The sequence below is a fragment of the Stenotrophomonas sp. YJH_SMC_65 genome (genome assembly GCF_059369475.1).
Genome location: NZ_JCAFSR010000005.1, coordinates 315,049 through 328,165, shown reverse-complemented (window position 1 = coordinate 328,165; position 13,117 = coordinate 315,049). Strand labels below are relative to the sequence as shown.

Genomic DNA, 13,117 nt, shown 5'->3' with positions numbered 1-13,117 from the left:
GACCATGACGAACCATTCCACCCTGCTGGCCAGTGCTTTGCTGGCCGTGCTGTCCCTTTCCGCAGCGCAGGCCGCGCAGCCGCTGCAGGCCGCCCGCGCGGGCGATCAGGTGCCTGCCGCACTGGTGGCCGCGCCGCTGCCCGCCGATGAAAGCGAGCACGCGCCGCTGTCCTTTGCCTGGGCGCTGGACCCGGCACAACCGCTGCAGGCGGCCACGCCGTATGCCTCGGTCAGCCGCAGCTACTGGCAGCAGGTCGATGGCACGCAGCTGCAACGCGGCCTGGACCTGCCGCTGACGGCGCCCGATGCGGTGATCCAGCTGAGCCCGGCCGCAGGTGCCCGCGCGCTGCCTGCCAACACCCTGCAGGTGCGCGACCCGGCCGGCCGCAGCAGCGTGGCCCGCAGTGTCGATGCGCGCGCGCTGCAGGATGCCGGCATGCCGGTGAGTGATGGCAGCAGCATGCTGCGCACCGGCGCGACCAGTTCGGCCGGTGCGTACACGCTGCAGAGCACGCAGGCGCAGGGCCGCTATGTGGTGCAGGTGCTTGAGCCGAACAGCCCGCTGCGGCTGGAAGTGCAGGCCAACCAGGCGCAGGTGCTGGCTGGTGGCAACGTGCAGCTGCAGGCACGCCTGCTGGAAGACGGCGCCACCACCGCGCAGCTGGCATCGCGCCGTGGCGGCCTGGGCGGTGAAGCCCTGCTGGTCGCACCGGATGGCCGCAGCTGGCCGCAGCGCCTGCTGCGCACCACCGACGGCAGCCTGCGCGCGCAGGTGCGCATCCCCGCCGATCTCGGCAGCGTGCAGGGGCTGTGGGAACTGCAGGTGTTCGCCCAGGCCGATGGCGTGCTGCGCGACGGCAAGGTGGCTTTCGCGGTGGCACGGCCGACCGCGCGCTTCAGTGGCCAGGCGGCACCGGACCCGTCCAGCCGCCAGGTGGCACTGCCGCTGCAGGTGGCCGCCGCTGGCCGCTACGAAGCACGCGGCACGCTGTACGCCACGGCCCGCGATGGCCAGTTGAAGCCGGTCGCGCAGGCACATGCGGCGGCGTGGTTCGATGGCCCCGGTGCAGGCCAGCTGGTGCTGCCGTTCGACCAGGCCGCATTGCCGGCCGGTTTCGGTGCGCCGTACGAACTGCGCGACCTGCAGCTGCAGGACCAGAGCCGGATGGCACCGATCGAGTCGCGCGCGCTGGCGTTGCGGTTCTGAGCACGGCGGTGGCGGGCCGGGATATCCGGCCCGCTGCATTGCATCCTGTAGAGCCGAGCCGATGCCCGGCTGCTGTTTGTCGTGATCAGGAGCAGCCGAGCATCGGCTCGGCTCTACAGTGGCATGTCGATCACCCCGCGTACGCGGTCAGCCGGCCTTCCTGCTCGCATACGGTGATCGCGCCGCCGAACACCGCCGACAGCGGTTCGTTGCGCAGCAGCTCGGCGCGGGTGCCGTCGGCCAGTACGCGACCATCGCGCAGCAGCACCACGCGCTCGATCTCGGGAATGATCTCTTCGATGTGGTGGGTCACCAGCACCAGGGTGATGCCCTGCTGCGCCAGCACCCGCATGGTCGCCACCAGCTGCTCGCGGGCGACCAGGTCCAGCCCGGTGGAGGGTTCGTCCAGCAGCAGTGCCTGCGGTCGATTGACCAGCGCGCGGGCGATCAGCACGCGGCGGGTCTCGCCGGCCGACAGCTCGGCATAGGCGCGCTCGCGCAGCGTCAGGGCGCCGGTCATCGCCAGCGTTTCACCGACGCGTGCACGCATGTCGGCGGTCACCTCGCGGAAGGCCGGCACCACGTAGCTGGCGAAGAAGCCGGACAGCACCGCCTGTTCCACGGTCAGGCCGGGCATGTCGGCCAGGTTGCTGCTGAGGTCGCCGGTGACGATGCCCAGCTGCGAGCGCAGCCGGTCCACCTGCCAGCGGTTCTGGCCCAGCACCTTCACCGCCACCGTGCCGTCGCCCTGCGCCAGTGGATACAGTTCGCGGGTGATCAGCTTGATGAAGGTGGATTTGCCGCAGCCGTTGGGGCCGAGCAGGGCGGTGTGCTGGCCCTGCGCGATGCGCAGGCTGAGCCCGTGCAGCACCTTCACCTGGCCGCGCACCACGGTGGCGCGGTCCAGTTCGATCAAGGGGGGCAGCTCCGCGACGGGCGGGGCGGCGGTCATGGCGCTGGCGCGTGGATCAAGGCTCGACAACTCAGGTCCCCAACTGTGAACGGTGCCACGGATGGCGATGCGATACATCGCCGCAGGGATGCAGTTTGCAACGCAAGCGGCCATCATGTCTGCCATCCCCGCGTCGATCCGGAGAGCCGTCATGCCTGATGCCCTGATGTCCCTGTTGACCGGTGGTGTGCTCGGCCTGGGGTGGTGGGCCATGCTGGCAGTGCTCCTGGTCTTCACCCAGATCACCATCTTCTCGGTGACCCTGTACCTGCACCGCAGCCAGGCCCATCGCGGGGTCGATTTCCACCCGGCGCTGGCCCACGTGTTCCGTTTCTGGCTGTGGCTGACCACCTCGATGATCACCCGCGAGTGGGTGGCCATCCATCGCAAGCACCACGCCAAGGTGGAGACCGAGGACGACCCGCACAGCCCGGTCACCCGCGGCATCGGCAGGGTGTTCTGGCACGGCGTGGAGCTGTACCGGGAGGCACGCGGCATGCGCGCGGACATCGAACAGTACGGGCGCGGTACCCCGGACGATGCGATCGAGCGCCACCTGTATACCCCGCACGCCACGCTGGGCCCGGTGCTGCTGCTGGTGATCAACAGCGTGCTGTTCGGCCTGCCCGGCGTGGCCCTGTGGGCGATCCAGATGGCATGGATCCCGTTCTGGGCGGCCGGCGTGGTCAACGGCCTGGGCCACTGGTGGGGCTACCGCAACTACGAGTCTGCCGATACCTCCACCAATCTCACGCCGTGGGGGTTCTGGATCGGTGGCGAGGAGCTGCACAACAACCACCATGCCTTCCCCAGCTCGGCGCGCTTCGCGATGCGGCGCTGGGAATTCGACATCGGCTGGAGTGCGATCCGCCTGCTGCAGGCGCTGCGCCTGGCCAAGGTGCTGCGGGTGGCACCGGCCATGGACGTGCGTCCGAACATCGCCGTGCCCGATGCCGAGACCCTTAAGGCGCTGCTGTCGCATCGCTTCCAGGCGATGACCGACTACCAGCGCAATGTGTTCATGCCGGCCCTGCGCGAGGAAGCCGCCCAGGCCGGAGCCAAGCTGCGCCGCCTGCTGCCGCGCCGGCTGCGCCGTGGACTGGTCAACGATGGTCGCTGGCTGAAGCCGGACAGCCGTGCCCAGCTCAGCGCATGGGTGGCACAGCGCCCGCGCATCCGCACCCTGGTCGAGTACCGCGCGCGGCTGGCGGCGTTGCTGGAAGCCCGAGGCCACGACGCCGCCGAGCGCCTGCACCAGTTGCAGGCGTGGTGCCGCGAGGCCGAGGAAAGCGGTATCGCGGCGTTGCAGGCCTACGCCGCACGCTTGAAGGGCTACAGCCTGGTGGGCGCGTGAGGGCAGGGTACGGGCTTCTGCTGGCGGCACTGCTGCCGGGCGCGGCGCTGGCCCAGGTCACCGACACCGCCAGCTATCTGCAGCGGATGGACAGCGATGGCGACGGCAGGATCAGCGAGGCCGAGTACGTGCAGTGGATGCTGTATGCCTTCGACCGCATGGACCGCAACGGTGATGGTGTGCTGACGGCCGAGGAGCTGCCCGGTGGCAAGGGCAGGGCGATCAGCCGCGAGCAGCAGCGGCAGGTGATCGTGCAGCGCTTCCACAAGCAGGATGCCAACGGTGATGGTTTCCTGGATGCGCGCGAACTGGCGGCGCCTCCGCGCTAAAGATTCCCGGCGTGCTGCCGATGGTGGGTTCGACGCGATCCCGGGTACCGGTCGATCCGCACGGGTAAGGCGATCTGGCATGTCGACCGCGATGGATCGCGGTAGGGGGAAGGACATGGAAGGGAGTGCGGTGCCATTGCGATGATCGATGCCGAACGGAATCGCCTGCACTGGCCCGACACGACCCAAGGATCCCCCATGAAATCGAACCCACCGCTGCTGGCGGCCGCGCTGCTCGGCAGCCTCGTCATCGCCTCGCCTGTGCTGGCCCATGAGCCACCCCCGACCGCCCCGTCCGACACGGCGACGGCTGCAGACGTTCCCGCCGCTGATGCCGGCGTTGTCGCCGCCGTGGCGGAGCTGCCTGCCTGGGAAAGCCGGGTGCCGGTGAGCGTAAAGCTGCAGATGGGCGCGAATGGCCAGCCAGTCGGCGACAAGACGCTGCGCCTGGTGCAGCGTTCCACCACCGGCAAGCTGGTGGCCGCGCAGGTTGCCGTGTCATTGTTTTCCGGCACGCTCGGCGGCAGCTCGTTCAAGAAGGACCAGCTGAAGGGAACCCGGGTGGAGACCGTTCCGAACCCGGCCTTCGGTTACCTGCAGGACCAGGTGCGCATGCGCCTGGCCGAGTACTTCACCGCGCATCCGGGCGCTGTGCCGGCAGAGGTACGGCCGGTGCAGATCACCGCCGATGGCTTCACCCTGATCTACAAGGAACTGGGCGATGCCGATACCCAGTACGAGCTGCGCCAGACCCAGCACGTCGGCTTCCCGTATACCCGCAAGCTGTTGCGCCTGGTCGGTGGCGAAGGCGTGCAGTGCCAGGTCGACGCACCGGTGGCCGCACCCCTGGAAGCCTGGCAGGCCGACGACTATGCGTTGGTCAAGCAGACGGCCGAGCGCTACAGCGACCAGTGCCTGGCCCGGTTCGTGGAAACGCTGCCGTCGCTGTTCCCGGACCGTTCCGCCGCTGCGGCACCGGTTCCGGCGGAGCCTGTGCGCGCCGGCCAGGGCGCCTGACACCGGTCGATGCCGGGGATCATTCCCCGGCATCGACGGCCAGGTGCCGGCCGCAGAGCGGGGATAGAATCCCTGCATGCCTGAACTGCCCGAAGTCGAAACCACCCGCCGCGGCCTGGCGCCGCACCTGCAGGGCCGCCGCGTGCATGGCGTGATCCTGCGCCGCGCCGACCTGCGCTGGCCGATTCCACCGGAAGTGGCCGAGCTGCTGCCGGGGCAGCGCATCGAGGACATCCGCCGGCGCGCCAAGTACCTGCTGCTGGATACCGCCATCGGCAGCGCGGTGCTGCACCTGGGCATGTCCGGCAGCCTGCGCGTGCTGCCCGGTGACACACCGCTGCGCGCCCACGACCATGTGGATATCAGTCTGGACAACGGCCGCCTGCTGCGCTTCAACGACCCGCGCCGATTCGGCAGCCTGCTCTGGCAGCCCGCCGGTGAGATCCACCCGCTGCTGCAGGGGCTGGGCCCGGAGCCACTGGACGAGGGATTCGACGGCGACTACCTGTTTGCGCGCAGCCGTGGCCGCAGTGCGCCGGTGAAGACCTTCCTGATGGACCAGGCGGTGGTGGTGGGCGTGGGCAACATCTACGCCGCCGAGAGCCTGTTCAAGGCCGGCATCAGTCCGCTGCGCGAGGCTGGGAAGATCTCGCGCGAACGCTACCAGCGGCTGGCCGACGCGGTGAAGGAGATCCTGGGCTATGCCATCACCCGTGGCGGCACCACCCTGCGCGATTTCATCAGCCCCGATGGCGCGCCGGGCTACTTCGAACAGGAACTGCTGGTGTACGGCCGTGACGGGCTGCCCTGCCCGAACTGTGGCCGCGCGCTGAAGCACGCCACCATCGGCCAGCGCGCCAGCGTCTGGTGCAGCCACTGCCAGCGCTGAGCCGGCAGCCAGCGGCAGCTGAACGGGCAGGGCGCGTCTCCGCTGCCCGTTAACGTTTGTCTGCCTATGATGGCCGACCTTCCTCCCTGTGCCTGACGCGCCTGCATGCAACGACGCGACTTCATCCGCAATGCCTCCCTCGCCCTGGCTGCATTCGGCCTGCCGTCCCTGCCCGCGTGCGCGGCCAGCAGGAGCGGCCAGATGGGCCTGCGCCGCCTCGGCCAGCCGCAACCGTTCGACTTCGCTACCCTGAAGGGCCAGGCGCGCGCGCTGGCGCAGGCGCCCTACAAGAGCCACAAGCGGGTGCTGCCGGGCCGTCTGGAAGGACTGGACTGGGACCAGTACCAGTCGATCGGCTACCGCCAGGACCATGCGCTGTGGGCCGACCAGCCCGGCAAGTTCCAGGCCAAGTTCTTCCACCTGGGCCTGTACTTCCATTCGCCGGTGCGCATGTTCGACGTGGTCGACGGCAAGGCGCAGGAGCTGGCCTATGACGGCGCGGCGTTCAACTACGGCAAGAGCGGCATCAAGGATGGCGAGCTGCCGGCCGACCTCGGCTTCGCCGGCTTCCGCCTGAACACCCGCAAGGACACTGACCGCGACTTCGCCGCCTTCCTCGGCGCCAGCTACTTCCGCGCGGTCGGCAAGGAAGGCCAGTACGGCCAGTCCGCGCGCGGCCTGGCGATCGACACCGGGATGGGCAAGCCGGAGGAATTCCCGGATTTCATCGCCTACTACCTGGAACAGCCATCGGCTGATTCGGACACGATCGTGGTCTACGGCCTGCTGGATTCACCCAGCGTGGCTGGCGCCTATCGCTTCGCGATCACCAATGGCGACGTGCTGCTGATGGACATCGACAGCGCGCTGTACCCGCGCAAGCCGATCGAGCGGCTCGGCATCGCACCGTGCACCAGCATGTACCAGGTGGGCGAGAACGACCGCCGCATGGCATGGGACTGGCGCCCGGAGATCCACGATACCGATGGCCTGTCGCTGTGGACCGGCGCTGGCGAATGGATCTGGCGGCCGCTGCTGAACCCGCGCAACCTGCGCTTCAACATGTTCGTGGACCGCAACCCGCGCGGCTTCGGCCTGCTGCAGCGCGACCGCAATTTCGACCATTACCAGGACGACGGCGTGTTCTACGAGAAGCGCCCGTGCCTGTGGGTGGAGCCGAAGGGCGAATGGGGCGAGGGCTCGGTGCAGCTGGTGGAGATTCCCACCGTGGACGAGACGTTCGACAACATCGTGGCGTTCTGGAACCCGAAGGAAAAGCCGCAGCCGGGCCAGGAGCTGCTGGTCGGCTACCGCCTGTACTGGGGCGCCGAACCGCCGGCGCGCCCGCCGCTGGCGCACTGCGTGGCCAGCCGCACCGGCCTGGGCGGTGTGGTCGGCAAGAAGCGCGAGTACTTCAGCTGGCGCTTCGCGGTGGACTTCGAAGGGGGCGAGCTGGCCAGCCTGATCGACAAGGGTGAGGTCGAGGCGGTGGTGGAAGCCAGCCGTGGCCGGGTCGAGATCGTGTCGGCGCGCCCGCTGCGCGAGATCAACGGCTATCGCGCGATGTTCGACCTGGTGCCGCCGGAAGGCAGTACCGAGCAGATCGACATCCGCCTGTTCCTGCGCAGTGGCGGCAAGACGCTTACGGAAACCTGGCTGTACCAGTACACCCCGCCGCCGGCGGGTGCGCCGGAGCGCACGCTGTACTAAGAGGGGTTGGGTTTGCAGGGCTTGCAGCCCTGCACCTGCAGAGGCCAGAGCAACAGCAACAGCCGAAGCAGAAGCTGGTTTCCTGAGGGTAGGCGGGGTGGGTCCGGCGGCGGGAGACGCCGTAAACCCTTCCCTGGGGGCTTGGTCGCGGCATCCATGCCGCGAACACTCCCGCCACCGGACCCACCCCGCCTTCGACAGATCGCCGCGATCTGTCGGAATTGCTCATGGGGTCAGATCCGTTTTACGAAGGAAAACGGATCTGACCCCGGAATCTCACTCGATATCTGACAGATGTGTCGACCAAGGTCGACACCCACCCACACCGCCCCGCCATCCCGCGGAATGCCGCTTTGGCTTTGGCCGTTGCCGTTGCGTTGAGCCGGTGCAGGGCTGCAAGCCCTGCAAAAGAACACCCCTTACAGCGGCAGGGGTGCCTGCGCCGGGTCGATCCGCCCTTCGCCGCGGGTGATCTTCTTGAACTCCGCACGGCTGACCGACACGTAGCGGTCGTTGCCACCGATCTCCACCTGCGGGCCATCCTGCACGGCGTGGCCATGCTCGTCCACGCGCACGGTCATGGTCGCCTTCTTGCCGCTGTGGCAGATGGTCTTGATCTCCTGCATCTCGTCGGCCCAGGCCAGCAGGTACTGGCTGCCTTCGAACAGCTCGCCGCGGAAGTCGGTACGCAGGCCGTAGCACAGCACCGGAATTCGCAGCTGGTCGACTACCTCGCTGAGCTGCCAGACCTGGGCGCGGGTCAGGAACTGCGCCTCGTCCACCAGCACGCAGCCCATCGGGCCGTTGGCCGCCAGATCCTGCTCCACCCAGCGCTGCAGGTCGGTATCGCGGTCGAAGGCCATGCCATCGGCGCGCAGGCCGATCCGCGAGGCGACCACGCCGGCGCCGGCGCGGTCGTCCAGGCGCGGGGTCAGGATCGCCACCCGCATGCCGCGCTCGCGGTAGTTGTGTGCGCTCTGCAGCAGGGTAGTGGTCTTGCCGGCGTTCATCGCCGAGTAGTAGAAGTAGAGCTTGGCCATCGGCCAATTCTAGTCGCCACCCGGCCCGCCGTCGCGGATCTGCTGCGGTGCACCGATCTCGATGCTGGGCGCAAGCGCTGGCCGCCAGTAGTTGTCCTGCAGGCACCAGTAGTCGGCGGCCTTCCAGTAGTCGTTGTCGTAGACGATGTTGCCTGGTGTTGCGATGCCCTGCTCGTCGCCGCGGCGCTGCACGACGACCAGGGCCGAGCTCACGTAGCCGACGCGGCTGCCGGTGATCTGCCGGCGCCCGTCGCTGAGCGCCCGTTCCATGCGGGGCTTGGCTACGCGGTCGCCATAGTCGGCGTATACCTGTTGGCCGCGCTCGATCGCCTGTGCCTGCTGCAGCGGATCAAGGCGTGCCCAGTAGTGTTCCCGCAGGACCAGGAAGTCGTGGTACATGCGCTCGGCGGCCAGGTCCATCCAGATGTAGGCCATCACCGGGTCCGGCGCAGTGCCGATACCCGCCTGGTACAGCCTTGCCACCATTGCCTGGGAGAACTTGTCGGCGTAGCGTGCCGAGCGTTTGTAGTAGACCAGGGCCCTGGCGGGCTGTTTATCCTGTTCGGCCCGTTGGGCCATGCTTCGCCAGAAGAGGTCCGGGTGCGAATCGAAAAACCCTCCGGTCAGGACGGTGGGCGGAATCCGTCGCGGGGCCTCAACCGGACATTCCTTTGCGGCGACGGCAGCGGCCGTCGACAGAAGCAGCAACAGGCAGAGTGGAGCGTGTTTCGCCTTCATGATCGCCCTCCTGGCCATGGCCATGGAAAAAAACCAACGTCATCGCCCCGACTTCGCCAACGCCTCGTCCTGCCATTGCCGGTAGGCCACCGGATCCCAGTAACGGGCCAGCTGGTGCTTCTCCGGTTGCAGCACGCGCGGCCCGGCATCGCCGCGGCCCTGGCTGCGCATGGCGCCGCTCCAGCCGGCGCGGCTGCCGGTCTGCTGCATGCTGCCGGCGCGCAGCTCGCGTTCCAGCCGCGGTGTGGCGGCGGGGTCACCGAACTCGGCGTACAGCGCGCGGCCCTCGCGCACCGCACGCTCGCGTTCGTCGGCGGACAGCGCCTCCCAGAAGCGTTCACGCTGCACCACCAGCCACTCGGTGCCGCGCTCGGCCGCCAGGTCCATCCACGCGTAGCCCAGGGCGCGGTCAGCCGGGCCGCCTTGCCCGTTCCAGAGCATGTCGGCCAGCGCTGCCTGTGACAGCTTGTCGCCGTAGCGCGCGGCATTGCGGAAGTCGATGCGGGCTTCTTCGTGGCGGCCCCGTTCGCGGGCCTGCATGCCGAGCCCACGGAAGCGCAGGTCCGGATGGTAGACGAGGAACTCGTGCGACTGCAGCACGATCGCTTCATAGGCATCCGTGCGCGGCGGCGGGCCGGACCCGGCCGCAGGCAGGGCCAGCAGGCCGAGCAGGGCGGCCGCAAGCGGACGGGCGATGACAGTCGGGGACATGGACCACGCTCCTGTGTTCCGGTGCCGATTCAATACCTTACGGGCGGGCGCCATGCAAGTCAGGTGGGCCTGCCGGCACCCCGCTACAATCCTGTCCCCATGCACGGTCTGAATCCTCCCCAAGCTGCCGCGGTCCTGCACGTCGAAGGCCCGTTGCTGGTGCTCGCCGGCGCCGGCAGCGGCAAGACGCGCGTGATCGTGGAGAAGATTGCCCACCTGATCGGCTGTGGCCGCTACCCGGCCCGCCGCATCGCTGCGATCACCTTCACCAACAAGTCGGCCAAGGAAATGCGCGAGCGCGTGGCCAAGCGCCTGCGCGAGCAGGACGCCGACGAGGTGACCATCTGTACCTTCCATGCGCTGGGCCTGAAGTTCCTGCAGATCGAACATGCCGCCGTGGGCCTGAAGCGCGGTTTCTCGATCTTCGATGCCGATGATGCCGCCGCGCAGATCAAGGACCTGATGTACGGCGCCAAGCCCGATGACATCGAGGACATGAAGAACCTGGTGTCGCGCGCGAAGAACGCTGGCCTGTCGCCCGAACAGGCGATGGCCGCCGCGCGCAGCAACCGCGAGAAGGAAGCGGCCAGCGTCTACGAGCGCTACCAGCTGCGGCTGACCGCGTTCAATGCGGTCGACTTCGACGACCTGATCCGCCTGCCGGTGCAGATCCTGGAAGAGAACCCGGAGATCGCGCTGGCCTGGCGCGAGCGCATCGGCTACCTGCTGGTGGACGAATGCCAGGACACCAACGACGCGCAGTACCGCCTGCTCAAGCAGCTGGCCGGTGAGAAGGGCAACTTCACCTGCGTCGGCGACGATGACCAGTCGATCTACGCCTGGCGCGGCGCCAATCCCGAAAACCTGCAGCAGATGGGGCGCGATTACCCCACGCTGGAAATCATCAAGCTGGAGCAGAACTACCGCTGCTCCAACCGCGTGCTGCGCGCCGCCAACGCGCTGATCGCCAACAATCCGCATGAGCACCTGAAGAAGCTGTGGAGCGACCAGGCCGACGGCGAACGCATCCGCGTGTGGGAATGCCGCAACAGCGAACATGAAGCGGAGAAGGTCGCCGCCGAGATCGCCTTCGTGGCGCAATCGCGCAACGTGCCGTGGAGTGACTTCTGCATCCTGTTCCGCGGCAACTTCCAGTCGCGCCCGCTGGAAAAGGCGATGCAGCTACTGCGCATTCCCTATCACCTGACCGGCGGCACCATGTTCCTGGAGCGCCAGGAAGTGAAGGACACGCTGGCCTGGCTGCGCCTGCTGGTGAACCCGGACGACGACACCGCGTTCATGCGTGCGGTGCAGTCACCCAAGCGCGATGTCGGTGCCGGCACGCTGGCCAGGCTGGCCGAACTGGCGCAGGAGAAAGACATGCCGATGGCGCATGTGGCCGAAACCATCGGTGCCCTGCAGCAGCTCCCACCGCGCGCGGCCAACAGCCTGGCGCGCTTCACCGACATCCTGCGCGACCTGCGTGCACAGATGCGCCAGGTGACGTCCGGCGACATGATCCGCAAGGTGGCCAAGGAATCCGGGTTGCTGAGCGAGCTGCGCCAGCAGGCCAAGGAAGAGGCCAGCTACCAGCGCCGCGCAAACAACATCGAGGAACTGGCGCAGTGGTTCGAGGGCGGCCCGCGCGGTGCAACCGCCGCCGACCTGGCCGGCCAGCTGGCGCTGCTGTCGCGCAGCGACAAGGACGAGGGCGGCAACCAGGTGCGCATGATGACCCTGCACGCTTCCAAGGGCCTGGAATTCCCGTACGTGTTCATCGTCGGCTGCGAGGACGGCGTGCTGCCGCACCAGGTCAGCCTGGACGAGGGCAACCTGCAGGAAGAACGGCGCCTGCTGTACGTGGGCATTACCCGCGCCAAGATCCAGCTGTGGATGAGCTACAGCAAGCTGACGCGCAAGTTCGGCGAACATGTGCGGTTGAAGCCAAGCCGGTTCTTCGAGGAGATTCCGGCCGAGGAAATCCAGCGCGACGGTGCCGACCCGGTGGCCGATGCGGCGCGGAAGAAGGAGCGGGCGAGTGCCGGGTTGGCGGCGATCGAGGCGTTGTTCGACTAAGTGGGGTCTGAACACTCCTCGTTGAGCGCAGCATTCCCTCTTTAGAGTCGAGCCACGCTCGACTATTGCGTGCCACATCGCGCCCCATCGGGCACCCACCGGCAAGTATCCACCGCACCCGATCCATCAAAACAGGCTCCGGCACGCCAGCAAGCACCTGTTCCAGGTAGTCCAATGGATGCATCTGTCGTTGCAGCAGCGCCCGTAACTGCAGAACGTCGGGCGCTCGCTGTTTCGCATCCAGTGAAACCCGCAGCAGCAAATGCTGCGAGCGCCTATCCAACCACAGCACTGGAACGTCTCTGCAGTGAATCCGGAAAGCGCCGTCTGCATGTCGTTCGACGAGCTGGAATCCCTGCCTCGGCTGTGCCTTCACGAACTGGACCGCTTGGCGACGCAGCTGCGAATAGCGCACGCCAGAGAGGCTCTGGAACGCGAGAGGTGAGGGTATGGACGGTACCGACCACTGGCGCGGTACCGCAATCACTGGGGCGAGGCACAGCGCCATCGCCACCCAAGGGTGCCGCACCACTCAGCCCTCCGGCTGCAGGCGCGTGCTGGCGTGCGCGGTGAGTCCCAGCCCGGCCATGATCAGACCTTCCATGACCCGCGGGCCGACGTACTGCTCCAGTTCGCCGTTCTCGCGGGCGCGCTGAGCGGCCAGCAGGATCTCCAGCACCACGCGCAGGCCCGCCAACGAACAGTCGGTGTCGGCCAGGGCCAATCGTCGGCCGGGCATCTGATGCCGTTCCGGCCAGGGTTGGCCATCGGAAGCAGCGCCGGAGCCGATGCTGTGCAGCAGGGCAATGAGGGTGCTCGGATCCAGCGCCGGCCCGTTCGCGGGCACGTCGTGGATTGGGTGCGGGGCAGGGGAGTGGGGCTGGGTCATGGCTGGGCTCCTTGCGTGCAGGCAGAAGCCGCCACCGATAAAGGTGGCGGACGATGCATGGTTCGAAACCCCGTGTGTGGATGACCGGGCAGGCTCTAGGCCTCCACGCATCGCCCGCCATAGCCGGCCGACGGATTGCCAGCCGGCACCGCACGAGGCGGTGCCGGCTGGCAACGTGCAAACAACATCCACACAACCGGGGTTT

General features: G+C 68.0%; 12 protein-coding genes. 7 read left to right on the top strand and 5 right to left on the bottom strand.

From position 1 onward, the window contains the following. Nucleotides 1-4: 4 nt before the first annotated feature. Nucleotides 5-1,207 carry a DUF4785 domain-containing protein gene (locus AC5P7A_RS11910; protein ID WP_046427650.1) on the top strand — a complete coding sequence of 401 codons (1,203 nt, stop codon included), beginning with the start codon at nucleotides 5-7 and terminating at the stop codon, nucleotides 1,205-1,207. A 130-nt stretch (nucleotides 1,208-1,337) separates the two neighbouring features. Here AC5P7A_RS11910 and AC5P7A_RS11905 read toward each other — a convergent pair whose 3' ends face one another. After that, entirely contained in the window at nucleotides 1,338-2,159 is an 822-nt protein-coding gene (locus tag AC5P7A_RS11905; protein ID WP_032962356.1) for an ABC transporter ATP-binding protein, read from the bottom strand. A gap of 151 nt (nucleotides 2,160-2,310) precedes the next feature. Here AC5P7A_RS11905 and AC5P7A_RS11900 point away from each other — a divergent pair, with 151 nt between their 5' ends. From AC5P7A_RS11900 to AC5P7A_RS11880, 5 genes are all read left to right on the top strand, one after another. Next, on the top strand, nucleotides 2,311-3,513 hold the full coding sequence (locus AC5P7A_RS11900; RefSeq protein ID WP_014645436.1) for a DesA family fatty acid desaturase: 1,203 nt from the start codon (nucleotides 2,311-2,313) through the stop codon (nucleotides 3,511-3,513). Then, complete coding sequence (locus AC5P7A_RS11895) at nucleotides 3,510-3,842, top strand: EF-hand domain-containing protein (RefSeq protein ID WP_197605485.1); 333 nt, start codon at nucleotides 3,510-3,512, stop codon at nucleotides 3,840-3,842. Before AC5P7A_RS11900 ends, AC5P7A_RS11895 begins: the two co-directional genes overlap by 4 nt. Before the next feature lie 198 nt (nucleotides 3,843-4,040). After that, nucleotides 4,041-4,859 (top strand): hypothetical protein, encoded by an 819-nt coding sequence (locus AC5P7A_RS11890; RefSeq protein ID WP_495220162.1) that lies wholly within the window; start codon nucleotides 4,041-4,043, stop codon nucleotides 4,857-4,859. Nucleotides 4,860-4,935: 76 nt separating this feature from the next. Continuing rightward, the gene (gene mutM, locus AC5P7A_RS11885; protein ID WP_014645439.1) at nucleotides 4,936-5,748 is read left to right on the top strand and encodes a bifunctional DNA-formamidopyrimidine glycosylase/DNA-(apurinic or apyrimidinic site) lyase; all 813 of its coding nucleotides are present in this window, start codon (nucleotides 4,936-4,938) and stop codon (nucleotides 5,746-5,748) included. 105 nt (nucleotides 5,749-5,853) lie between these two features. Then, a complete protein-coding gene (locus AC5P7A_RS11880) occupies nucleotides 5,854-7,458 on the top strand; it encodes an OpgD/OpgG family glucan biosynthesis protein (RefSeq protein WP_014645440.1) in 1,605 nt (534 codons plus the stop codon). Between the two features lie 419 nt (nucleotides 7,459-7,877). Here AC5P7A_RS11880 and AC5P7A_RS11875 read toward each other — a convergent pair whose 3' ends face one another. The 3 genes from AC5P7A_RS11875 to AC5P7A_RS11865 all read right to left on the bottom strand — a co-directional run bounded on the left by AC5P7A_RS11875 (nucleotide 7,878) and on the right by AC5P7A_RS11865 (nucleotide 9,947). After that, complete coding sequence (locus AC5P7A_RS11875) at nucleotides 7,878-8,498, bottom strand: thymidine kinase (protein ID WP_008264720.1); 621 nt, start codon at nucleotides 8,496-8,498, stop codon at nucleotides 7,878-7,880. Between the two features lie 9 nt (nucleotides 8,499-8,507). Further along, nucleotides 8,508-9,077 carry an SEL1-like repeat protein gene (locus AC5P7A_RS11870; protein ID WP_235650296.1) on the bottom strand — a complete coding sequence of 190 codons (570 nt, stop codon included), beginning with the start codon at nucleotides 9,075-9,077 and terminating at the stop codon, nucleotides 8,508-8,510. A 198-nt stretch (nucleotides 9,078-9,275) separates the two neighbouring features. Then, entirely contained in the window at nucleotides 9,276-9,947 is a 672-nt protein-coding gene (locus AC5P7A_RS11865; RefSeq protein WP_014645443.1) for an SEL1-like repeat protein, read from the bottom strand. Between the two features lie 99 nt (nucleotides 9,948-10,046). Here AC5P7A_RS11865 and AC5P7A_RS11860 point away from each other — a divergent pair, with 99 nt between their 5' ends. Further along, a complete protein-coding gene (locus AC5P7A_RS11860) occupies nucleotides 10,047-12,023 on the top strand; it encodes a UvrD-helicase domain-containing protein (RefSeq protein ID WP_014645444.1) in 1,977 nt (658 codons plus the stop codon). 532 nt (nucleotides 12,024-12,555) lie between these two features. On the opposite strand, the gene AC5P7A_RS11855 is transcribed toward AC5P7A_RS11860, so the two are convergent. Beyond that, entirely contained in the window at nucleotides 12,556-12,912 is a 357-nt protein-coding gene (locus AC5P7A_RS11855) for a hypothetical protein (RefSeq protein WP_014645445.1), read from the bottom strand. Nucleotides 12,913-13,117: the final 205 nt, after the last annotated feature.